We start from the raw sequence: 22,366 nt of genomic DNA, 5'->3' as shown, positions 1-22,366 counted from the left end.
CAAAAGGAGTACTTTTATGGAAGAGACTATTTTAAAGGCGAGTGAAAGAAGCAAACAACGCGGCAAGTTCAGGGAAAAGGGCTTTGTGGCCGGGGTTATTTATGGCGAAGGTATGCAGGCGAGTAATCCGGTCAAATTCGACAGAGCGGCCTTGCAGCAAGTTCTTAAGCGCCATGGCTCCAATGCCAGAGTGACGATTCTGTTTAACGACAATAAGACACTGGGCTTTATCAAAGAAGTGCAGCGGGATGCGATTTCGCAGCAGATTACCCATATCGATGTGCAGCTGGTTTCCAAAGATCAGGAGGTCAAACTATCCGTTCCTATTGTTTTCAGAAATGTGGAAGATCTGGCAGACAGACAACTGCAGCTTCAGGTCTACAAATACGAGGTTCCTGTTACGGGAAGAATGGATTTGATGCCTGACGCCATACAAATCGATGTGGCACCTATGAATTTAGGCGATTCAATCACTGTAGACGACTTCAACCTGGATCCGCAGATAAAAGTAAGCGAAAAAGAAGATGCCGTCTATGCAGTGATCAATAATCTGCCGGTTGAAGAGAGCGCAGAAGCCGAAGAAAACCCAGAGATCAATGAGAATGCCGAACCCGCAGCCGAATAAGGCGCAATTGGGGACGTGACAAATTTGGGACCGTCCCCAAGGGGGTTATTTCGGTGTATATTGGGTAGCAGGGAAGACATAATCACACTTTCGAAGGAGCAGTCTTGATGCAGGGTTATTTTGCAGTTGGGACTATACTTTTGCTTATTACTCTGGTGATCTCGCGGGCTATTCTGATGCGAAAACTGGGCATCAAAGCCATGAGGTTTGGCGAGATGGATAAAACCGATTTCCTCATTCCTCCATTTGCTTTGCTGTTCTTCTATCTCATCTTTGCCAGCGCTCTGAACTGGCCGAAATTCGGCGCTGAACTGTTTTATAATGATATGGCGGCTTGGATCGGCGTGGCCTTGTGTATACTGGGCCTGGCCTTTTTCTTTTTAAGCCTGACTTCTTTTGGCAAAAGCTTTCGGGTGGGTATCGATGAAGATCAGCCCGGCGCTCTGATAACAACTGGCGCCTTCGCTGTCAGCCGCAACCCCATTTATACCGCTTTCGGGTTCATACTCCTGGGTATATTTTTGATTTTCCCCAATTGGGTGGTATTATTGTACCTCCTGGCGGGTCTGTGGCTCATGAATCGCCAGGTTCTTCGCGAGGAGGAATCATTGCAAAAGATCTACGGTGAACAATACCTGCGATACTGCCAAAAAGTCCGCAGGTATCTTTGATACAGCGAATTGAATCCGATGGGGTACTTTATAAGCAAATAAAGCCGGAGACAACCTTGATACGGGCGACCTTCGTCCCTGGAAGGCATGGCATACCTGGATATTTCTCGTGCTCGCCGACCTTCCATTAAGCTGATTACCTGAGGGCCAAAGAAATCTTCAATGGCCCACATTAAATTTTGTTCGCTTTTTGGAAGGCATTTCAAAATCGTTCCGGCCTATTCCCGAATTTTGGTCTATTTCTTCCGTTTTTTACCAACAGCCAGAGCGGAGAGCGAAATATTGGTGACGGTAGCAAATGCAATATTAAAGCATTCCTGGCTGACAAGTTCAACAACATAATGGCAGCATTCCGGGCAGGTTTCACAAGCGCAGAAGCTGAAAGCGAAGGAATCTGACTGCTGTACGAATTCGTTTTCATTCTGGTTTGTTACAAAATCTTCGTTAGACTGTCTCTCGAAGGTCCAGGTGCCGAGAGGAACATGACTGCCGCAGCAGACCCTGCTCAGCTTGAACACTAAACGCAGCAGAAAGTTGTCGTCGTCGGTGGTTCTGAAACTAATAAGTGAAAAGAAGTCCAATTTGACAGTGGGGTCGATCAAATCGCTGGTGTCAAGAGAAACTGTCGCCTGAACAACCCCATAGCTGCTGTTGTTGATACCGGATGAAGCCGCCCCATTAACCAAAATGCCGTTACAGGATATCGGACCGGAGCCCACACTGGTGCCGCACTTTAAGATCGTCTCAGTTTCAAAATCGGGTTTATTTTTGTCTTTATCCTTCTTAAAATCCTGGTTATCGTCCTTTTTGGGAAAAGGGCAATAGTTGTCTTGCTCCTCATAATAATCTTTCTTGGGATAAGGGGAATAATCATAATCCTCTTCCCTGCGATTATCACGCCTGTAGGAATCTCTCTGATAACGGGTTTTCATATAATAACCTCCTATATCTTTAAATAATCTGCCAAGCCATTTATAAATAAACGGCTGCTTAGATTTACTCTAGTTTATTCTCTAATACCATAATTTGGTTACTGTGCCGGATGCGGGAAATGCGAATTATCAATCATTTGTGAATGCGGGGAGTTCAACTGTGTGGCCCGGGGTCAACAAAAAGGAACTCCCGTATTATCGGGAGTTCCGTAATATAGAAATTAGCTTTATGCTAGTTTATGGAAAGAACTGCCGGCACGTTGGGCAATAAGCCCAATAAGCATTTTACTTTGGAGGTTTCTGTAATTCCGGTCTTGCACCAGACCACAAAATGTTCGCAATTGCTGATGGAAGGACTGTATTCGCGCTCCCCAACCTTGCTTAATGCCCGCTGTGCAGTCTGACGGGGCGAGTAGATTCGATAATAGGGGCTTTGCCGGATTAATTCCAACAGCTTTAGCCTGTCGATAAGGGAGGTTAAGCTTCGAAACGGGGCCGCCAATACGTCGATGGGTTCATTTTCATTAGTCTCAGGAAAAATGCAGATAAAATAGCCGGTTTTGCCATGCAGGAATCTATCCAGGGTGGTTTCCCGGATATAGTGGTACTTCTCAAATTCGTCAATATACGGGGCATAATGCACCACGCTATGGTCATTGATGTAAACCCCATAGTGTTTGGTGGGACCGCGGTAAACGCCAATAATATCGCCGAAACTTGCCGATACAACCTCATCAGCCATGTGATCTCCCCCTAAACTGATGTTGAGCGTTGTATTTAAAGTCTACGATGCCGATCCTCAGATTATACTCGTCGACATAATATGAAAACTACGACCTCTGGCATTATTCCTCCGATTCATTAAATCAGTATCACCCCGCTTTGCTAATCTTTATATAATTATACATTAAATTCCTCTCCGGCAGGCTGTTTCGAATCCAATTTAAAGGTATCCAGGGAAAATGCAAATGGGGCGGTGAATAATACCGCCCTCCATAAGGCCGCATGGTGCAGAGATAAAGCGGAGGGATTCTATTAGCCGAAGCCCTCCGCTTGATTACTTTTATTTAGGCACAAACTGGCCGGTGACCACTTTGTCATAAGGGGCTATCTTTTCCAGTTCTCCGGCATCTTTGATGATTTGCTGCAGGAGATAAAAATCGTTTTCCAGCAATAAGGGGTCCTTCTTCCAGCTATTCTGGTCTTTGTAGTTCTTAATGGCGCTGATCAGTATTTCTTCGGATTCATCCGGAAAGCTGGGCTTGATGGTTTGGGCGATCTCTGCGGGGGAGTGACTGTCTACCCACTGCTGTCCCTTATAGACGGCCCGGGTAAATTTCTGCACCAGCTCGGGATTTTTCTCGATGGTACTCTTTTTGGTGAAATAAGCGGTATAGGGGACTTCACCGCTTTCTTTGCCCAGCGAGGCTACTATATGGGCTTTGCCTTCTTTGGCCATTGTTGAAGCGGTTGGCTCAAAAATGATCACATAATCACCTTGACCGCCCAGGAAAGCCCCCGGCATGGCTGCAAACTGCATGGTGGTGTCGATAAAAACATCTTTTCCCACCGTCATGCCGTTCTTCTCCAGGACATATTCCAGTATGATGGCCGGCATTCCGCCTTTGCGTCCTCCGATAATGGTCTTGCCTTTCAAATCGCTCCACTGGAATTCGGGATCGGGCTGCCGGCCCATCAAAAAGGTGCCGTCTCCGTTGGTCAACTGGGCAAATACCACTCCATAGTCTTCTTTACCTTCATTATAGACGTAGACACTGGCCTCCGGGCCGGCTAAACCGATGTCGGCCTGCCCGGTCAAGACCGCGGTCATGACCTTATCGGCTCCCTGGCCATTGGTGAGTTCGATTTCCAAGCCTTCGGCTTTAAAAAATCCCTGGTTTAAAGCCACATATTGCGGGGCGTAGAAAATCGAGTGGGTGACCTCACAGAGTTTGACCTTGGTGAGTTCATTCTGTGCAGGGCTGCACCCTGATAAAACCAAAGTGAATCCTACCGTTAAAACCAACAATAGCGCCGTTAATTTCCTCATTACCAATCCTTCTCCTCTCTTTGCGCATGACCATTTTTTCTCAAGACAAAACTTTCGAACCAAACCACTCCCTGATACATGACCATGGCCGCAATTCCCAAAATAACCACGCTGGTCATGACCAAATCGAGTCTGAAAACCTGGCCGCCATAGACAATCAGATATCCCAGGCCGGCCCTGGAAACCAGGAACTCGCCCACAATGACACCGACCCACGACAATCCCACGTTTACTTTGAGCGCGTTGATTATACTGGGAAATGAGGCCGGGAGCAAAACCTTGGTCAGCACCTGATATTTGGTGCCGCCAAAGGAGTGCACCAGTTTGATTTTCTGCTGATCAACCCCCATAAAACCGTTTAAGACTTCCAGGATGGTCACAATCAGCGAAATAGCCAGGGTCATGACAATAATGGCTACCGGGCCGGCGCCGATCCAAACGATAAAAACCGGACCCAGAGCGATTTTGGGCAGGCTGTTTAAGACCACCAAGTACGGTTCAGACACCTCTGACAAAAATTTCGACCACCACAAGGCAATGGCGCACAAAACCCCGGAGACCGTCCCCAAAAGAAAGCCGATGATGGTTTCCAGACAGGTCACCCCGATATGCTGGAAGAGCGCGCCTTCATTGTACAAAACCCCGATGGTTCTGATTATCCGGGAAGGCTGGCTGGTTATGAAGGGGTCGATGATGGCCGCCCGGGCCAGTATTTCCCACAGAGCGACGCACAGGAACAGAATTATGAATTGAGTGGCACGAACCGTGATCTTTTTCCGTTTAAGCATATTCAGGTATTGGGCATGTGCAGGCGATATTTCGGATAATTGACTGTTAACCGCTGACATAGCAGCAGCTGGCTCAGACATGAATATCCAACTCCCTCCATATTTCCTGGAAGTAGTATCTGAATTCCGGTGCTTCGCGGCAGTTGATCGGAGTCCGGCTGGTGCAGCTCAATTTTATGTTGTGGATTCTTTTCAGACGCCCGGGCCGGTGGCTTAACACCACGATCCGGTCAGACATGCTTATGGCTTCGCTGATATCATGAGTCACAAGTATGGCGGTCTTCTTCTCCTTTCTGATGATGTCGTAGATATCCTCGCTGACCGCCAGGCGGGTTTGGTAGTCCAGGGCGGAAAAAGCCTCGTCGAGCAGCAGGATTTGGGGGTTCGGCACCAGGGTCCTGATCAGGGCCGCTCTTTGCCGCATACCGCCTGATAGTTGCTCAGGATATTTGTTGCGAAATTCATAGAGGCCATAGGTTTTCAAATAATTGATAGCCTTTTCTTTGGTTTCTGGATTGAGGGCTTTTTGAATCTCAACCCCCAGGAGCACGTTTTGCAAAATGGTTCGCCATTCAAAGAGATGATCTTTTTGCAGCATATAACCGGTTTTTTTGGAAGAGCCGGCGTTTCGTTCCCCGTACAGCAGAACCTCTCCCGAGGTTGGGCTGAGCAGACCGGATATGATAGAAAGCAGGGTCGATTTCCCGCATCCGCTGGGTCCGACTATGCTGACAAATTCACCTTCGCTTACTGCAAAATCAATGTTGTCCAGGGCCTGGATTTCGCCGTTTGGGGATTGATAGGTCATGGCAACCCCGCGGACTTCTACCACTGGCTTCAAAAAATCACCCCCCGGTATCTACTCCTAATATGTTATTCGAGCCGACATCAAACAGTGAGTGTTCTGTGAGGCAAGCGGGGCGGGGGATAAAGCGGGCGGAGGATAAAGAGGTACGCGCAAGCGGGGTGAGGTTCTTGACTTGAGCTAAATGCGCAGGTCAAGAACCTCACTCCGCTTGCCCCCTCACTTTCCCATATATTATGATTGTCTGAGACAGTTTTATATTTGAGGAATATCGCCAATATGCAATTCAAATGCGCGTTAATTGTGGTCACAGATGTTAACAAATCAAGAAGGTTCTATGAAGAGGCGCCGGGCAGATAGGAGGAGTCAGTTTGAGGTTTGTTTCATTTTGCCATAAGTATGTAAGCCAGGTCGGAATCATGCTTGAAGATGGGGTTATAGAGCTAAATGCACTTTTGGAAACAAGATTTACTTCGATGCTGGAATTAATAGAAAACTTGAGTTCCGATCATTTGAGAGAATTGTCTGCTGCGATTGCCAGGGGAAAATACAATTGCCTGCCCTTAAAAGAGATCAAACTGCTGGCCCCCATACCAAATCCGCCGCGCAATGTCTTTTGCCTGGGAAAGAACTATATAGAGCATGCTCAGGAGATAAAAATGACTCAGATTTCTGACACCGGAATACCTGATTGCCCGATTTATTTCAGCAAAATCGCCAGTCCGGCCATCGCCCACGGGGACCGGATCAAATTTTCACCACAGGTTACCCAACAGGTAGATTACGAGGTTGAGCTGGCGGTGGTGATAGGCAAAACCGGAAGCAACATTGAGCCCGAGGGGGCAGAAGATTACATTTTTGGCTATACCATTGCCAATGATATTTCGGCCCGCGATTTGCAGGGGGTTCATAAACAGTGGTTTAAAGGCAAAAGCCTGGATACCTTTTGCCCCATGGGACCGGTTCTGGTTCACAAAAGCGCCTTACCCATGCCAGTGGAACTGGATATACAATGCAGGATAAACGGCGAGTTGAGGCAGGACTCCAACACCAGGCAGATGATTTTTGACATCCCTTTTATTATCAGCGATCTTTCCAAAGGCTTAACCCTTCACCCCGGGGATATTATCATGACCGGCACCCCCAGCGGGGTGGGCATGGGATTCGAACCTCCCAGACTGCTGGCTGACGGCGATATTGTGGAATGCTATATCGAAAAAATCGGCAAACTGGTAAACCAGGTTGTGGCCGTCTAGGGGTGACACCTCCAGGTAAATTATTTTTAAATTTCTAATCAATTATCATATTTTTATGTTAAAATAAATCCAATATTATAAAAGTTCACCCAATGACTCATGTTTTATTTATCAGGTAGAATCTAAGCCAGGCAGCGGAAAGGGAGGTTTATTAATGGACAACAATGACCAGAAGCGATGTATCTGCAAAATGTGCCCCTCTTACATAAACTGCGGTGAGCCGCTGGCCTTCTGCCTTCCCGAATATGGCAGCAGCAAATGCATCACCGTCGGGTCGGGGTGTGTCTGTCCGGGATGCCCGATATATGAAGAAAAGGGATTTTCCAAGGAGTATTATTGCATTCCCGGTAATGAGGAGGACATCGGTTGAAGGAGGGTTGAACATGAAGTTTGATGAGGTTGCCGATATTCTGGTGGTTGGCAGCGGGGCTGCCGCTTTCTCGGCGGCGCTCACTGCCAGCATACGGGGGGGCAAAGTGCTCATGCTGGAGAAAGGGCCTATCATCGGGGGAACCACCCTGCGCTCCGGCGGCGGATACTGGATTCCCAATAACCGCTTTCAAAAAGAACTGGGCATCATAGACGCCAAAGAGGACGCCCTGCGCTATATGGCGCGCTATTCCTATCCCCAGCTCTACAATCCTGAAGATTCCAGGCTGGGACTGCCGGAAAACGAGTTCGCTTTGATCGAAACTTACTATGACCGGGCGGCAGAAGCAATCGATTTCCTGGCTGATTGTGGAGCGTTGCAGAGCATTCAGGAAATCAACTGGACCGGTAAACCGCAGGTGGATTATATGGATCATCTCCCCGAAAACAAAGCAGTGCGGGGAAGGGTGTTGTATGCCCGCAATGCCGACGGCAAACAGGGTTTTGGCGGAGAATTGATCCGGCAGTTGAAGGCCAAGGCCGGAAAACAGGGGATTAAGGTATTGACCAATCATCGCGCCAGCAAAATCCTGAGAAATTCCATGGAGGAGGTCATCGGTCTGGAAGTGATCGGCCCGGACCAGAAAAACCTCAAATTTCGGGCAAACCGGGCGGTTATTTTCGGCAGCGGAGGCTATACGCATAATTCTGAACTGATGCTGCATTTCCAGCCTGGACCAAGTTTTGGGGGGTGCGCCGCTCCGACCAACAGCGGAGATTTTATCAAAATGGCAGGTGCGATAGGAGCCAAACTGGGCAACATGGTCGGCGCCTTCCGGGCCGAAATCATTGTTGAAGAAGCCCTGGCCGATCCGGACGGCGTGCACAATGTTTTTTATATCCCCGGAGACAGTGTGATCGAGGTCAACCGGTATGGCCGCAGGATCATGAATGAAAAGCGCAATTACAACGACCGCACCATGACCCACTTCGTCTGGGATCCTCAGCGGGCGGAATGGAGCAATATGCTGGTTTTCATGATATTCGACCAGCGCACCGCAACACTCTGGCAGGGCTTCCCGCCCTATCCGGTCAAGGGGGTGGACGCATCCTACATCATCACAGGGGACAGCTGGGGAGAACTGACCCTGGCTATAACCCAGCACCTGAGCAAGCTGGCCTCGAAAACCGGAGGATTCAGTTTGGACCCGGGTTTTGAGGACAATCTGAAACATACCGTGTCGCGTTTCAATGAATTCGCCAGAACAGGTCAGGATAAGGATTTCGGCCGCGGTGATTACAACTATGACCGGGAGTGGACCACATTTCCCCCCACCGTTCCCGGCGTAGAATGGCCTCCGGCGGGCAGTTTGAACTATACCATGTATCCGCTCAGCGATCAGGGGCCATATTATGCCATCATCCTTGGCGCAGGCACCCTGGACACCAATGGAGGCCCGGTGATAAATAAATATGCCCAGGTTCTGAATGTGTATGACCAGCCAATTGCCGGGCTGTATGGCGCCGGCAACTGCGTGGCCTCCCCGGTGGCCAGGGCCTATTGGGGAGGCGGAAGCACTCTGGGTCCGGCTATGACCTTTGGATACCTGGCCGGTTTGCATGCCAGCATGGGCGCCGAGAAAGAGGTCTAGTTGGGGAGCCGTTAAGCAAAAGGACGGATCATTGACTTCGAAAAGCGCTGGCAGTGTTCAGGTAACGGAGACAGAGTCGACAACGAATACGGAAGGTCAAAAGATTTCTATCTGAACCTTGGATTATCGAGTGAAAGGTCCAGTTGCGACTGGCAGTAAATCAGACCATGAAGGGAGACGAAAATTATGTTATGGAAATGTTCGGTTTGCGGTTTTGTTTACGAAGGAAGCGAGGCGCCGCCAAAATGCCCCAAATGCATGTCGCCTAAGGAGAAATTCGCTGCCTTGTCCGAAGAAGATGCCCAAAAAATTTATGCTTCGGACCGTACCAATGATATTCATATGGAAATCATTAGACTGGCCATGAAAATCGCGAAATTGGCTAAAGAAGGCATTGAAATCAACCTGGACCCTCCCTGCGTAGCATTGTTTGAACAGGCCCGCGATGAAGCCTGGATTATTAAACAAAGAAGCAAAGCTGAAATTGCCGGTCATCTCGGTAAGGGAAAGTGGTAAGACAGCATACCCGGAAGCTCTCATGAACTGACCACAAGGCAACTGGGATCAAGCGGCCTGTAAGAAAGAGGCTGTCCCCAAAGTCTGTATAGACAAAAGGGATAGCCTCTCTTTATTCTTTTGATGCAGTTGTGGCTTTCCCCAGCCGGCGATGCTGGATTCACCTGCTAAAAACACGGTTTGTAGTTGGTGTGCAGGTAATTTTACATAAACTTATCGCGTTGTGGAATAGCCCGGTCCAAATCACAAGGCTCTTGAACCTGCCAAGAAAACTAGCCTGTTTAAGAGCCGTTTCAAAGCTTTTCTACACTATTCCACTTTAGGCAGGCCTGCAAATCCTCGCTGCAAGTCTTCGTCAGTGGGGATGTAATCCGACATGGTTCCGTCATTATACTGCGCGTAAGCATGCATATCGAAGTAGCCGGTACCGGTCAGGCCGAATAGAATAGTTTTGGCCTCGCCCGATTCCCTGCACTTGAGGGCTTCCACAACCGCGCCATAGATGGCGTGGGCGGATTCGGGCGCCGGCAAGATCTGTTCGCGCTTGCAGAACAGGGTGGCCGCGTCGAAAACCCTGGTCTGCTCCGCAGAGATGGCTTCCATGTAGCCATCGTGATAGAGCTTGGAGAGAATGGGCGACATGCCATGATAGCGCAGGCCGCCGGCATGGTTGGGCGAAGGAATGAAATCACTGCCCAGCGTGTACATTTTGGCCAGCGGGGTGATTTTGCCGGTATCGCAAAAATCATAGGCGTATTTGCCGCGGGTCAGTGAAGGGCAGGAAGCCGGCTCCACCGCAATAAACCTGCTGTTGGCTTTGCCGGTCAGTTTATCCTGCATGAAGGCCGCCATCAATCCGCCCAGATTGGATCCGCCCCCGGCGCAGCCGATCACGATGTCCGGGTATTCGCCGATCTTTTCCATGGCGATTTTGCTCTCCAGGCCGATAACCGATTGATGCAGCAGCACCTGATTCAAGACTGAACCCAGAGCATAACGGCATTGGTCATCTTTTAAGGAAAGTTCTATGGCCTCGGAGATGGCGCAGCCCAGGCTGCCGCCGGTGGTGGGATCTTTGGCTAAAATAGCCCGGCCTACCTCGGTAGTATCGGAAGGGCTGGGGATTATTTTGGCCCCGTAGGTTTCCATCACCGATTTGCGGAAAGGCTTTTGCTCAAAAGAAACCTTGACCATGAATACGGTAAGATCCAGGCCATAGAAGGCGCAGGCCATAGACAGCGCGGTGCCCCATTGCCCGGCCCCGGTTTCGGTGGTCAGAGAAGTCAGGCCCTCTTCTTTGGCGTAATAAGCCATGGCAGCGGCTGCATTCAGTTTGTGGCTGCCGGAGGTGTTATTGCCCTCGAATTTATAGTAGATTTTAGCCGGCGTATCCAACACTTTCTCCAGATTGTAGGCGCGAATCAAAGGGGAGGGCCTGAACATCCGGTAGAAGTCGAGGACACCGCCGGGGATATCCACGTACCTGGTCTCGGCATCCATCTCCTGCCGGCAGAGTTCTTTCGCAAACACGGGATACAGATCCTCAGCGGTTATAGGCTGAAGGGTTCCGGGATTGAGAAATGGATCATGTTGTTCCTTCATGTCGGCGCGGATGTTATACCATTGTTTAGGGATTTCTTCCTCGGTTAAATAGGTTTTGTACGGGACTTGGGCCATGTTTTTTCCCCCTTTGTAATTTGTTGATATTTGCAGCATCACTGGTATTTAAATATAATCTGTGCAGATTCCGTATAAAAAAGCCCACGTCCCTTAAGGGACATGAGCTCTTACTCATGCGGTACCACCCAAATTGGTCGATGACCCACTCGTTCCGCGCACCAGCATGCGCGCTCCCTTGATAACGGGCGGAGTTCCCGTTGGCCACTACTCTGTTTCATTTTGCAGCCACCCTCGTCAGTCCATTCAACTTGTCTGTTACTGCTGCAATCCCAGCCTCTGCAACTCTCTGGAAGTCAGTATCAAGCCTACTTCTCTGACTCATCGGTTAATAATCTGGATTTTACAGTTACCGGTTCAGTTTGTCAAGCGCATGACGGCATATATGCTGCAGCCGCATGATAGGGCATCTTTACGAGTATGACAATTTCTTTAATATATCCTCGCTATTCAAATACTCTGCAGTAAGCGCTTCGCCAGATCCAGCCAAACTACAGTTGCCCCGAGCCTGGCCATAGTGCGGATGATAAAGAAATGATTATAAACCCCGGAATATGAATATTCTTCTGCCCAAATCATGCCGAATCCAGCCTGAATTATGATTATCCGCCGTTCAGTCCTAACCATTTTCGACAAACTTAGATATAAGAATAGTATATTGTAAGTAATATCATTATTCTAATCTCCGGAGGGTGTAACTTGAAGGACGAAAATAAAACTAAGGAGCAACTTATAGAAGAACTGGTCGAATTGAGGTCAAGAAATGCGGCGTTGGAATCTGTTTTTGCAAACCACGGTGTAGTCCGGCAGGGTAATGAAACGAGGTCTCAATATCAATGGTTCTCAACCGGCAGGTCTGAAATATACGTTACCGACCCGGTTCAGAAGCAATTCCAAGAAAAGCCCATCAAATTTAGGTTCTCGGATTTGGTGGATATTCAATGTCTTCAACAATTGTTGAACTCATTTTATATGGCCACCGGAATTCCATATGGACTGCATGATGAAGAGAATAACGTCATAAGCGGGATAGGCTGGCAGGACATATGTGCCCTTTTTCACCGTAAATGCCCTGAGACCTACGAAAGATGCAAGCAAAGTGACGCTTACATCGCCGCTCATCTGCATGAGGAGGCGTATATAGGTTATAAGTGTCTCAACGGCCTGATGGACTACGGCACTCCCATCGTAGTGGAAGGTCAGCATTTGGGCGGCATTTTCCTGGGACAACTTCTTCATGAACCGCCTGACGAGGACTTTTTTCGCCAACAGGCGCAAGAGCATGGATTTGACGAAAACGCCTATATGGAAGCACTTCGCCGGGTGCCCATAATCTCTGAAGAGCAGGTGGGGGCTATAATGGCCTTTTACTCCAAGTTGGGACAGATGCTTATAGCCATGGGTCTGGAGCGAAAACGCAAACTGGAGGAAGCAGATAAAATTATTAAAGACCGTGAGGAGAGACTGAGACTGGTATGGGCGACTCACAACGACGGTTTCTGGGATTGGAATACCGTAACCGGCGAAGTATATTACAGCCCCCGCTGGGCTGAGATGTTGGGATATTCGCCGGAAGAACTGGAACCCTGCATTCACGCTTGGGAAAGACTGGTGCATCCTGATGATAAAACGGCTATGCTGCAGGCTATCAATGACCATCTGTTGGGGAAAACCACCAAGTTTGAAATGGAATATCGTATGCTCACTAAATCAAGGGAGTGGAAGTGGGTTATGTCGCGGGGCCGGGTGGTTGAGAGAGATGCAGCCGGTCAGTCCTTGAGCATGGCGGGAATACATATCGATCTGACAGACCTGAAGCGGGCCGAAACCGCTATGCGTCAATCACATCAGAAGTTTTTGAAAGCCTTCCAGTATAACCCCGACCCTATGGCAATAACCATATTGAGGGAAGGGCGCTTCGTGGAAGTCAATGATGCTTTTGTCACTACTAGCGGCTTTACCAGACAAGAAACCATAGGCCGCACGGTTTACGATTTAAAAATCTGGGTTAATTTTTCAGACCGCAAGCGCCTATTCCAGGCACTTAGGGAAAACGGAAGCATCAGGGACTTTGAAGTTGAACTAAGATTGAAAAACGGCGAGATACGAACCTTTTGCCTTTCCGGAGAAATATTTGAGCTCGATGGCAAACCGCATTTCCTAAAATCATGCAAAGATATTACTGAAAGTAAACGCATCCAGGATCAAATCCGTTTGTCAGAGGAACTTTTTTCTAAGGCTTTCAATACCAGCCCCATACCAATGGTGATTATCTCTGCAGATGATCAGAAATACATCATGGTCAACATGGCATATTGCCACTGTACCGGTTACAGTTATGAAGATACTATTGGTCATACACCTCTGGAGTTGGGATTTTTTATGAAGGCTACCGACTACGACCAGGCTGAATGGCTGCTTTTGACCAATCAATCAGTTCGGGATATGGAAATCATGTTTCGTAACAAGAAAGGCGAACAGAGATTGGGCCTGATTTCTACGGAAAATATTGTTGTTGATGGCCGGTCTTGTATACTCGGTATATTAGTCGACATAACAGAGCAAAGAAAAATGGAAATTGAGATGACCCGGCTGGACCGTCTTAACCTGGTTGGAGAAATGTCAGCCAGCATCGGCCATGAGATCCGCAATCCGATGACAACCGTACGCGGGTATCTGCAGCTCTTGCGGGAAAGGGAGGATTATCAACCAGATAAGGACTACTTTGATCTGATGATCGAAGAACTGGACCGGGCTAACTCCATTATCACTGAATTCCTTTCACTGGCGAAAAACAAAATGGTGGATATGACCCGGCAGAATCTTAATGCGATCATCAGTAAGTCGCTGCCGCTTATTGAGGCCAGTGCTCTGAGCAGGAATCAATACATTTATCATGAACTCAATGATCTCCCTGACCTGCTCCTCGATAAGGAAGAGATCCATCAGCTTATACTGAACATGCTTAAAAACGGCTTGGAGTCAATGTCGTCAACCGGGGCGGTAACTATTAAAACCCTGGTGGAGAATGAAAATGCACTACTGGTAATTGAGGATCAAGGCTCCGGGATAGACCGAGCCGTTCTTGATAAACTGGGGACGCCCTTTTTTACCACCAAAGAGAATGGAACCGGCTTGGGTCTGGCGGTTTGCTACCGTATTGCGGCTCGCCACAATGCCACAATTGACGTAAAGACCAGTTCAAAGGGTACTGCCTTCTTTATAAGGTTTCCAATTCCTCAGTGATGGCAGATAAAAAATAATGGCATAGTGGTGAAAACTATCCCGGTATTATGGCCAATGGTTTAGCTCTTTGAGGTGTTGGCGGGCGATGCTGTTTAGTATCCTGCTCACTTCAATCTGCTTTTGTGGAATGAAGCCGGTGCTCTTCAAGCCTTTAATGGAAGCATGGTTATTGATTAAAACGCTGCTCCACACCTGTCGGCAGCCTTCTTTATATAAAAGCTCAAATATTTTGGTCAGCAGAAAACCGTGTATTCTATTCCCCCTGAATTCGGTATCAACATAGTTGGGACCGATATATATTCCGGCTTTTACCTCCAGACAATAGCTGAAGAATGGGAACTGGCGGTTCTGGTAATGACACCAGGAATAGGCGATAAGCTGATTATTGTAAAAAGCCCCCAGGCATCTGGCTCCTTCGGCAAAAAAAGTGGCAATTCGTTCCTTGCTCAGCCCGTTCAGCTCAGAGATCAGCCGGGTATGACTGCTGTTTAAAGGCCTGCATTCAACGGAAAGGCCGGGTATCTCTATTTGAGGCGGCTGATCCAAGCGCTTTAGAACCACCAGGAGAGTCGCCTTTTTGTAAATAAGGCTGGCCAGGCGATTGGTGATTTTTTTCCAGGTGAGCCTTCTCAGTCTGAGTAAGGTGTGGCGGGTTATTTGTCTTAAGCTTTGCCGCTTCTTCCCCAAACGGTCATAGGTATAACCGTTTTTTGCGCTTCCTTCCACAATATTGCATCTCCTTTTGACAGGACAGTATCGCTGTTGAAGTACCGTTTTATTAAGTTTTTCCTCAATTATCGGGTTTTATTATATCGGGAAGCCCCGGGTGCGTGACCAAGGCAGTTTCAGTTCATTATTAAGCGCCTTCACTTGCGATCTGCAACAGCAATCCCTAATAATGCGTTTATACTCCGTTCATGTAAACGATATATACAGGATTTGTCTGATCGTGCTAATATATGGATGCAAGATTGCGCCCATTTCAAAGCTTCGAGGTTAAAGAATGAGTGTTAACATAGATTTCGTCATTACCTGGGTTGACGGCGATGATAAAGACTGGCAAAAGAGTAAAAACAGCTATCTGACGGCCGGTTGTGAAGACTCTCCCAATCTGTATAGAGATTGGGACAACCTGCAATACTGGTTTAGAGGCGTAGAGAAATTTGCTCCCTGGGTGAGTAGAATACATTTTGTGACCTGCGGCCATTTACCCAAGTGGCTGAATAGGGATCACGGCAAACTCAACATCGTCAAGCACAGTGATTTCATACCACCGCAATATCTTCCCACATTCAGCTCTCATGCCATTGAGCTGAATCTGCATCGAATCGAAGGTTTGACCCAACAATTCGTTTATTTCAACGATGACACCTTCGCTATTAAGCCTGTGCGGCCCGAAGATTTTTTCAAAAACCATCTTCCCTGTGCAAGCGCGGTTATGACCGCTCTGATGCCCGTGGTTCCTGAAGACCCTTTCTTCCACTACTTGATTAACAACCTGGCCATCATTAATAAATACTTTACAAAAAGAAAAGTGTTAAGAAGCCATTTTGGGAAATGGTTTAGCCTGAAATACGGAAAATACCTGTTGAACAATATTTACTATGCGCCTTTGCGAAGCTTTTCTGGTTTCGCGAACTTCCATCTGCCCGCGTCTTTTTTGATTTCAATCTGTAAAGAAGTGTGGGAAAAGGAATTTGCTATACTTGATGCTACATGCAAAAACAAATTCCGGACAATAAACGATGTTAACCAGTATGTTTTTTCTTACTGGCAGTATGCATCCGGTCAATTCTCTCCCCGACCTGTTAGTTCAGGACGCCTTTTTGTGATGGGAGATAATGATCAAGAACTCTTTGAGGCTATGTCCGGCAATGAGTATAAAATGATATGCATTAATGATAGTGTGTACGAAACCGACTTCATCCGAAAAAGAGAAGCCGTAAAGAAGCGTTTTGATCAACTGCTCCCGGATAAATCGGGGTTTGAGTTGTAACTGCATCCCGATTTCACTCCACGATCGCTTTCCCCGGGCTTTCATATTTAGTGTACAAATATAGCCATAATTTTTTGAACTTGAATAGTATCGGCTGAATTAAATAACTGTAATATTCCCGGTAGCCGTCAACGATTACGCAGTCATCATAAACATTAAAAGTGTGAAACCCCATATTATAGGGAGGCGATAAGGCACTGGACAATGACAGCACTTCTTGTTCCGAATATTCTTGACAAGTTAATTTCTTGACTTCCATGATCCTGATGGAATGCCCGTAAGATTTCTCGCAATCCATCACCGGCCTGAATAATCGGCCCCGGTGTTTAAAAAAATGGCCGGCGGGACGCGCGGTCTTCAAATCGATTTTGACGGGATTCATTTCATGAGGCGAGAACTCCCCTAATTGATCGGAGCAGAATATGCTCAGCTTGCTCATCGAATCTTCACGGCTTTCTCTGGTGGTGGCAAAGATCCAGTACTTACCGTTATATTCGAGCAGGGTCGGATCTACCAGGGCATGGTCAGTTAATTTTAATTTTTGGTATCCTTCATCTCCGCCCACCGGTTTGTATGCGTATACTGCGCCGCTCCGATAGCCTTCCGGTATTATGTGATCCTGGTAAATAAAAGGATAAGACAGATGATGCTTGTCATTGAGGATGGTTTCTTTATTGACCAGCCTTAAGGAGTTTTTATCAATAGTTAGACGGGAGATCCTGCCTTTGTCCTCGCAAAAAATATATTCCTCAACTAAGATATAGTAATAACGGTCGTCTTGAGTCTGCAGGAAGGGATCTGCGAAATAACGGTCGCGGTATTTATGCTTAACCCAGCGAATTTTCAGATCACCGGGGTTCTTGAAGATGTCATCGATGCCTGACGGTACTACCCCGATATTCCAGGCCCCCAGCAAAAATCTATGTTTGATCCCCATCGTGTAAACCTCTGGTATAAAAATCTGCCCTGCATAGTACCTTAAATTAATACAGGACAAGGCGGAAAATTAAGGAATTAGCCCGGCAAGTCCATTTGTTGCTCGGGGTCATTAAAAATGAGACACTCTGCAATACAATTCCACTTAGACATACAACCATATTATATCAGACCGAGTAACCGCAGCCCCATTCCATTGTCATGCTTCTGTTCAAACGTTTTCAAGCGGTTTGGCAACCCCGGTGTGTTTGCCGCGATTTCAGAGCATTTGTCATTGCCAGTACATATTTGCCGGGGCAAAATGTCCGGGTCTGCGGGGTGGAGTATATTACAATAGCAGCCTCATGATATGGGGATATGGGGAATGGCATGGTTTGAGATGCCGGGCTTCGCTTATGGGCAGAATAGGCAGCTTCCGGCAGGTTGAGAAACGCCGGATTGGTTGGCTTGACTGGCTTCAATATCGGGGACTGGCCGCAGGTAGCCGCTGATAAATATCAGGCCCAACACGGTAAAGAAAACCAGGTTGAAAATCAGGAAATGGCACTTTCTTGACATAAGGCGCCTCCTACCAAAAACCAGATATAGTCTACAACTAGCTGCCGGTGCTGTTATTGGCACTGCTAGCGGTCATGAGCTTCCCGCTGAACAGGGCCATAACAAATAAGAGCAGCGGCAATCCCAGGCTGACTGCCAGGCAGATCTGAGCCCAGGGGTAATCCAGGAAATTAACGTAGTTATTGTGATCCTTGGCCATGAAATAGGTTATCGGCACAAGCACCAGGGATAAGGGGACCACAATATACCAGTCTTTCTTTATGCCGCTGATCTGTTTTATGCTGTACATGGCACAAAAGTACAGGGTGGCCGATTGTACGAAGGTTGAGAAGGTAAAAAAGAACACCATGATCAGCTCGTAGCGGGGCAAAAACCTGGTCAACTGGGCGCATCTGATCTGCTGCATACACACCACCACATACTGTTCCATGGCGCCCGCCCCCATCACCCCCAATTCCAAAACCGGCCAGGTAATAATAATTACAGCGGAAACCGCCATAGCCCAGAATGTTAACCGACCTGCTTTATTGTTGTCATTGAGCATGGGGAAAATCATGCCTATTGCCATGGCCGCCAGAGCCAGGTCGCCGAACACATAAATAGAAGCTGCCAGATTATCCACAATCCCGCGGTCAAACAGGGGCAGGAGATTTATCATCTCAAAATCCCCGATAGTGCCGAAAATCATAGTCACATTGATCAACAGGCATCCCAAAAAGCCCAGGAGGGCATAGCGTATAATGTTTTCGATCCCCAGAATAACCCCATACATACAGAGCAGAATATAGATAAGGCATATAACCAGGAAGGGTGTTTCTATCAGGAAATATTCCTTAAGATGCAAAGTCATCACATTGGCAGATACTGCGAAGCCTAGGGAAAAGAATGCCGCCAGCATCAGGCCCGCCAACTTGCCCGGCCATTTGCCTATGACTTGTTCCACGATTCCGATTATGGTCAGTTTGGAAAACCTTGAACTGAGGAAGACGATCAACAAGAGCATCAAAGTACCTGCTGCAAAACCGATGGCCATAGCCGTCCAGGCATCCCCTCCCACCCGTCTGGCAGTAACCCCGGCGGTTATGCCGATGGCTTTGGGAAAAAGCAGGTTGGGAATGAGCAGAAAGTATTGCATTCTATCTATTTGCACTTTGGTCATGTTAAGATCGCTCCTTATAGTTTCTCTGCGGGATTTGATTGAGGGTGCTGGAGTCGATGGAGACGTTGACCACTACCTCCACTTCAACTTCCGGGAATGTTTCGGCCCACCGATATTTTAGGTCCTGATTCCACTCCTTCTTGTGCTGCACATGCACGGTACTGCCAAATTTCAGCACATCACTTCTGAACTCCTTTTGAACCTTGCTGACGCTCGAGCGAACCTCTGTAGCGATCTGCTGTTCCGCCAGCCCTTCCAGGGCGCTTTTAAACTCATCCATAGTTAACGAGCTAGAAATGTCTTCTTCGGTGATGTGTCCGGTTCCCGAGATTTCTATAGTAAACTCAGGCATATCCTGGTTGAGCCGGGATTCGATTTTGGCATGTACTGACCTCATCTCCACAGCCACCGCTTTAACACTGTTTTCGGGATGGGGCAGTGAGATTACTGAATTGGGCTCTTCGCCCAAAAACCAGGACAGTCCCCGGGCTTCATCTGCGGAAAGATACCCCAGCATTCTGGTGTTGTGGAAAACCGCCATCCCTGATATCTCGATCTGCTCCACAATATTTTCCGATACATTGGCGAGACCGGCTTCAGTCAGGGCCTGGTTTAAGGTGAGGCGGGAGATCAATATATGATTGTTTTCATCTGAAAAGTCATGAAATACATTGAGCAAATCGCTGGGCAGACCCAGGCCGGTCAGTTTTTGAAATCTGAATACTTCGGTAATGGCCCTGCCCGGGATATTACCCATGCCGGCATTGCTTTTGATAATGTCGCTGGCCTGCAAGGGTGTGATGGCCACCCAGGTTTTCATACGCAGTTCGTAATTATGGGTGAAAAAGTCGATTACCGGGGTGATATCTTCTCTGGCCAGGGATTCTCCCACAACGATTATGTTGTTATGCGCCCACATAATGCGCTGGGAGGAAAAACGCGCGATTTCCCGGATAGCATCAAAAATGGTCCTGCCTTCGGCACTTGCTATCCAGACCTGTGACTCGTTTTTCTCTTTGTCTCCGCCGCCGCTGGAACCTGAGCCTTGGGGATTGGCAACTTGAACCGTTACCCAAAATAGATTGGGATCCCGGGAGGATTTATCGATCCCCACCGCCATAACCAGGCCTATTTCATTGATTTCCCGCATGTCCCAGCAGCCCCCCGGCAACAACAGAGTGATTAATAATACTGAAAGAATTAGCTTGCGCATCATGGCCTGCCTTTTTATTCTGATTAGTTGTTATTACCCGAACTGCCTGGTTGTCTGACGCTGTCTTGAGGCCGGGTGGTCTCGGGACGTTTTTTCATTTCCGTATATGGCGCCCTGAGCAGGGTATCCTTTTGGGGATCTTTTTGATAGGGGCTAATGGGCGAGTAATAAGGCGTACCTAATGACCTTAGTGAAATCAAATACAGGGTCATAAAAATAATTGCCCCCAGGTATCCGAAGATTCCGAATAGAGCAGAACTAAGCAACACCGGAAAGCGCAGCAAACGTATGGTATTGCTCATGGCAAAAGAGGGGATGGCATAGGATGCAATAGCCCCGGTAGCAACTGCGATAACCAGTGCCGGCCCTATCAAACCGGCTTGAACTGCGGCCTGGCCAATCACCAGGGTTCCCACTATGCTTACGGTTTGTCCCAGGGCTTTGGGAAGCCGCAGCCCGGCTTCATTCATTACTTCCAATAGGATTTCCATAATGAATGCTTCTATGGCTGCCGGGAAAGGCACTCCTTGCCGGTCGGCAGCGATTTTTAAAGCCAGCGAAGTCGGCAGCATTTCCTGATGAAATGATGTTAAGAGCACATAGGCGGATGAGCTGGATACGGCCAGAAACATAGCCAGGAGCCTGATCCATCTCCAAAAAGTGCCCAGAATATATTTCTCATAATAATCAGTAGGGGACTGCAAAAAATGCCAGAAGATCGTGGGGGCGATTACTACAAAGGGCGTATTGTCGGCTATGAGCACGATTCTTCCTTCCAACAATGCCGCTGTGGCCTTGTCAGGCCTTTCGGTGCGCAGCATTTTGGGGAATATGGAATACTTGGAATCTTCGATTAGCTCTTCAATAGTATTGCTGGCTATAATGGCGTCGATTTTAATCTTTCCCAGACGGGTTCTCAATTCTGTCAATATCTCATCATTAGTCAGACCCTCTATGTATACCAGAGCGATATCGGTTTTAGTCCGGTCACCGAGGCGCATGGCCTCAAAACGCAGACCGTAGTCTCTGATGCGCCGTCTGATCAATGCCATATTAGGCACCAGGTCTTCCACAAAACTGTCCTTGGGGCCTCTTATTTCCACTTCCGAGGTGGGTTCGCTGATGGTTCTTGACTCCCAACCGGTATTGGCCAGGATAAAAGCGCCGGGATATTTGTCTATAAACAGTACTGAATTCCCGGAAACGATGGCATCACAAATTTCGGTCCAGTTCTGGCTCGGTTTTATCCCCGCAATGAACAGAGATGATTTTATGAAGTCGGGCAGGGTGATTTTTTTGACCCGTTTTTCGGTTCCGATGCGATTTGGTACGGTCAATGGTCTGATAATGGCATCTTCAAGTTCGGTGATATTGATCAGGCCTTTAATGTATACGATAAGCGCACTGCAGCTATCCAGGGCAGGGATAAGCAGATGACGGTACTGAGTATCCAAACCCTGACCAATGGTAGTGATCAAATATTGCTCGTCCTTGCGCAAATCTCCGCTTATCTTCTGCTCCAAAATTATCCACCAAATTCTCAAAATGATCAGGTCTTCATAATATTACATAATATTGTTTGCCCAATACCCGCCTGGAAAATACAAAAGGGGCGGACATATGCCCGCCCCGGTGTCCCAGGGAGAAGGTCTTACTACAGGTTTAAATGGTAATCTTGGCCCGTTCCCGCATAAAAGCGATCTCGCGATCAATGTCGCCTTGAATTTCGGCGATGCGCTCTTTAGCATCAGGGCCTTTAAGCAAGCGGTTGAAGCGGCCCTGCTTCATTAAGTATTGATCTACCGGGGCAGCGTCTTTCTTGCCGTTGATGATAAGTGAACTGGGGTTGTTAAAGCTGATTTTGCCGTTTTCCGCTTCCCATAACAGCCAGGCGCCGCTGCGCACAGCCATACGGCT

21 protein-coding genes and 1 other annotated feature are annotated in these 22,366 nt (G+C 47.9%); of the genes, 8 read left to right on the top strand and 13 right to left on the bottom strand.

Annotation, left to right across the window (positions count from 1 at the left end; translation table 11 throughout):
• Positions 1 to 16: 16 nt before the first annotated feature.
• Positions 17 to 625: a 50S ribosomal protein L25 gene (locus B2633_RS00615; protein ID WP_483168601.1), complete on the top strand. Its 609-nt coding sequence runs from the start codon at positions 17 to 19 to the stop codon at positions 623 to 625.
• A gap of 107 nt (positions 626 to 732) precedes the next feature.
• Positions 733 to 1,296, top strand: a complete 564-nt coding sequence (locus B2633_RS00610; RefSeq protein WP_483168599.1) for a methyltransferase family protein — start codon at positions 733 to 735, stop codon at positions 1,294 to 1,296.
• A 236-nt stretch (positions 1,297 to 1,532) separates the two neighbouring features.
• On the opposite strand, the gene B2633_RS00605 is transcribed toward B2633_RS00610, so the two are convergent.
• From B2633_RS00605 to B2633_RS00585, 5 genes are all read right to left on the bottom strand, one after another.
• A complete protein-coding gene (locus B2633_RS00605; RefSeq protein ID WP_483168598.1) occupies positions 1,533 to 2,228 on the bottom strand; it encodes a DUF4489 domain-containing protein in 696 nt (231 codons plus the stop codon).
• Between the two features lie 232 nt (positions 2,229 to 2,460).
• A complete protein-coding gene (locus B2633_RS00600) occupies positions 2,461 to 2,970 on the bottom strand; it encodes a lecithin retinol acyltransferase family protein (protein WP_483168597.1) in 510 nt (169 codons plus the stop codon).
• A 321-nt stretch (positions 2,971 to 3,291) separates the two neighbouring features.
• Entirely contained in the window at positions 3,292 to 4,278 is a 987-nt protein-coding gene (locus tag B2633_RS00595) for an ABC transporter substrate-binding protein (RefSeq protein ID WP_483168596.1), read from the bottom strand.
• On the bottom strand, positions 4,278 to 5,147 hold the full coding sequence (locus B2633_RS00590) for an ABC transporter permease (RefSeq protein WP_483168595.1): 870 nt from the start codon (positions 5,145 to 5,147) through the stop codon (positions 4,278 to 4,280). Before B2633_RS00590 ends, B2633_RS00595 begins: the two co-directional genes overlap by 1 nt.
• Positions 5,140 to 5,907 (bottom strand): ABC transporter ATP-binding protein, encoded by a 768-nt coding sequence (locus B2633_RS00585; RefSeq protein WP_483168594.1) that lies wholly within the window; start codon positions 5,905 to 5,907, stop codon positions 5,140 to 5,142. Before B2633_RS00585 ends, B2633_RS00590 begins: the two co-directional genes overlap by 8 nt.
• A 335-nt stretch (positions 5,908 to 6,242) precedes the next feature.
• Here B2633_RS00585 and B2633_RS00580 point away from each other — a divergent pair, with 335 nt between their 5' ends.
• From B2633_RS00580 to B2633_RS00565, 4 genes are all read left to right on the top strand, one after another.
• The gene (locus B2633_RS00580; RefSeq protein WP_483168593.1) at positions 6,243 to 7,127 is read left to right on the top strand and encodes a fumarylacetoacetate hydrolase family protein; all 885 of its coding nucleotides are present in this window, start codon (positions 6,243 to 6,245) and stop codon (positions 7,125 to 7,127) included.
• A 154-nt stretch (positions 7,128 to 7,281) separates the two neighbouring features.
• On the top strand, positions 7,282 to 7,497 hold the full coding sequence (locus B2633_RS00575) for a DUF2769 domain-containing protein (RefSeq protein WP_483168592.1): 216 nt from the start codon (positions 7,282 to 7,284) through the stop codon (positions 7,495 to 7,497).
• 13 nt (positions 7,498 to 7,510) lie between these two features.
• Entirely contained in the window at positions 7,511 to 9,148 is a 1,638-nt protein-coding gene (locus B2633_RS00570) for an FAD-dependent oxidoreductase (protein ID WP_483168591.1), read from the top strand.
• 186 nt (positions 9,149 to 9,334) lie between these two features.
• The gene (locus B2633_RS00565) at positions 9,335 to 9,664 is read left to right on the top strand and encodes a rubredoxin-like domain-containing protein (protein ID WP_481038389.1); all 330 of its coding nucleotides are present in this window, start codon (positions 9,335 to 9,337) and stop codon (positions 9,662 to 9,664) included.
• A 309-nt stretch (positions 9,665 to 9,973) separates the two neighbouring features.
• Here B2633_RS00565 and B2633_RS00560 read toward each other — a convergent pair whose 3' ends face one another.
• Positions 9,974 to 11,341, bottom strand: a complete 1,368-nt coding sequence (locus tag B2633_RS00560; RefSeq protein ID WP_483168590.1) for a TrpB-like pyridoxal phosphate-dependent enzyme — start codon at positions 11,339 to 11,341, stop codon at positions 9,974 to 9,976.
• A 93-nt stretch (positions 11,342 to 11,434) separates the two neighbouring features.
• Positions 11,435 to 11,675 (bottom strand) — a binding site (T-box leader).
• Between the two features lie 365 nt (positions 11,676 to 12,040).
• Here B2633_RS00560 and B2633_RS00555 point away from each other — a divergent pair.
• Positions 12,041 to 14,587, top strand: coding sequence for a PocR ligand-binding domain-containing protein (locus B2633_RS00555; RefSeq protein WP_483168589.1), 2,547 nt, complete (start codon positions 12,041 to 12,043; stop codon positions 14,585 to 14,587).
• Between the two features lie 45 nt (positions 14,588 to 14,632).
• Here the strand turns inward: B2633_RS00555 and B2633_RS00550 are convergent, their stop codons facing one another.
• Positions 14,633 to 15,313 carry a GNAT family N-acetyltransferase gene (locus B2633_RS00550; RefSeq protein ID WP_483168588.1) on the bottom strand — a complete coding sequence of 227 codons (681 nt, stop codon included), beginning with the start codon at positions 15,311 to 15,313 and terminating at the stop codon, positions 14,633 to 14,635.
• A 277-nt stretch (positions 15,314 to 15,590) separates the two neighbouring features.
• Here B2633_RS00550 and B2633_RS00545 point away from each other — a divergent pair, with 277 nt between their 5' ends.
• Entirely contained in the window at positions 15,591 to 16,583 is a 993-nt protein-coding gene (locus B2633_RS00545; protein WP_483168587.1) for a Stealth CR1 domain-containing protein, read from the top strand.
• A gap of 13 nt (positions 16,584 to 16,596) precedes the next feature.
• Here B2633_RS00545 and B2633_RS00540 read toward each other — a convergent pair whose 3' ends face one another.
• The 6 genes from B2633_RS00540 to B2633_RS00515 all read right to left on the bottom strand — a co-directional run.
• Positions 16,597 to 17,520 carry a glucosamine inositolphosphorylceramide transferase family protein gene (locus B2633_RS00540; protein WP_483168586.1) on the bottom strand — a complete coding sequence of 308 codons (924 nt, stop codon included), beginning with the start codon at positions 17,518 to 17,520 and terminating at the stop codon, positions 16,597 to 16,599.
• Positions 17,521 to 17,912: 392 nt separating this feature from the next.
• The gene (locus tag B2633_RS00535; RefSeq protein ID WP_483168585.1) at positions 17,913 to 18,077 is read right to left on the bottom strand and encodes a hypothetical protein; all 165 of its coding nucleotides are present in this window, start codon (positions 18,075 to 18,077) and stop codon (positions 17,913 to 17,915) included.
• A 37-nt stretch (positions 18,078 to 18,114) separates the two neighbouring features.
• Positions 18,115 to 19,236, bottom strand: coding sequence for a GerAB/ArcD/ProY family transporter (locus tag B2633_RS00530; RefSeq protein ID WP_483168584.1), 1,122 nt, complete (start codon positions 19,234 to 19,236; stop codon positions 18,115 to 18,117).
• Between the two features lies 1 nt (position 19,237).
• Positions 19,238 to 20,449, bottom strand: coding sequence for a Ger(x)C family spore germination protein (locus tag B2633_RS00525; protein WP_483168582.1), 1,212 nt, complete (start codon positions 20,447 to 20,449; stop codon positions 19,238 to 19,240).
• A 23-nt stretch (positions 20,450 to 20,472) separates the two neighbouring features.
• Complete coding sequence (locus tag B2633_RS00520; RefSeq protein WP_483168581.1) at positions 20,473 to 21,972, bottom strand: spore germination protein; 1,500 nt, start codon at positions 21,970 to 21,972, stop codon at positions 20,473 to 20,475.
• Positions 21,973 to 22,111: 139 nt separating this feature from the next.
• Positions 22,112 to 22,366, bottom strand: a 255-nt coding sequence (locus B2633_RS00515; RefSeq protein WP_483168580.1) for a hypothetical protein, incomplete at its 5' end; no start/stop codon positions are given.

The organism is Syntrophomonas sp. UBA1041, assembly GCF_002316705.1.
Classification (GTDB): domain Bacteria; phylum Bacillota; class Syntrophomonadia; order Syntrophomonadales; family Syntrophomonadaceae; genus DTU019.
This window is presented reverse-complemented; position numbering and strand designations above follow the sequence as displayed.

What these genes read in the sequence shown, in the direction of transcription:
- B2633_RS00615 (WP_483168601.1), top strand. Translation starts at nt 17, where the DNA reads ATGGAAGAGACTATTTTAAAGGCGAGTGAAAGAAGCAAACAACGCGGC.
- B2633_RS00610 (WP_483168599.1), top strand. Translation starts at nt 733, where the DNA reads ATGCAGGGTTATTTTGCAGTTGGGACTATACTTTTGCTTATTACTCTG.
- B2633_RS00605 (WP_483168598.1), bottom strand. Translation starts at nt 2,228, where the DNA reads ATGAAAACCCGTTATCAGAGAGATTCCTACAGGCGTGATAATCGCAGG.
- B2633_RS00600 (WP_483168597.1), bottom strand. Translation starts at nt 2,970, where the DNA reads ATGGCTGATGAGGTTGTATCGGCAAGTTTCGGCGATATTATTGGCGTT.
- B2633_RS00595 (WP_483168596.1), bottom strand. Translation starts at nt 4,278, where the DNA reads ATGAGGAAATTAACGGCGCTATTGTTGGTTTTAACGGTAGGATTCACT.
- B2633_RS00590 (WP_483168595.1), bottom strand. Translation starts at nt 5,147, where the DNA reads ATGTCTGAGCCAGCTGCTGCTATGTCAGCGGTTAACAGTCAATTATCC.
- B2633_RS00575 (WP_483168592.1), top strand. Translation starts at nt 7,282, where the DNA reads ATGGACAACAATGACCAGAAGCGATGTATCTGCAAAATGTGCCCCTCT.
- B2633_RS00570 (WP_483168591.1), top strand. Translation starts at nt 7,511, where the DNA reads ATGAAGTTTGATGAGGTTGCCGATATTCTGGTGGTTGGCAGCGGGGCT.
- B2633_RS00565 (WP_481038389.1), top strand. Translation starts at nt 9,335, where the DNA reads ATGTTATGGAAATGTTCGGTTTGCGGTTTTGTTTACGAAGGAAGCGAG.
- B2633_RS00560 (WP_483168590.1), bottom strand. Translation starts at nt 11,341, where the DNA reads ATGGCCCAAGTCCCGTACAAAACCTATTTAACCGAGGAAGAAATCCCT.
- B2633_RS00545 (WP_483168587.1), top strand. Translation starts at nt 15,591, where the DNA reads ATGAGTGTTAACATAGATTTCGTCATTACCTGGGTTGACGGCGATGAT.
- B2633_RS00540 (WP_483168586.1), bottom strand. Translation starts at nt 17,520, where the DNA reads ATGGGGATCAAACATAGATTTTTGCTGGGGGCCTGGAATATCGGGGTA.
- B2633_RS00535 (WP_483168585.1), bottom strand. Translation starts at nt 18,077, where the DNA reads ATGTCAAGAAAGTGCCATTTCCTGATTTTCAACCTGGTTTTCTTTACC.
- B2633_RS00530 (WP_483168584.1), bottom strand. Translation starts at nt 19,236, where the DNA reads ATGACCAAAGTGCAAATAGATAGAATGCAATACTTTCTGCTCATTCCC.
- B2633_RS00525 (WP_483168582.1), bottom strand. Translation starts at nt 20,449, where the DNA reads ATGCGCAAGCTAATTCTTTCAGTATTATTAATCACTCTGTTGTTGCCG.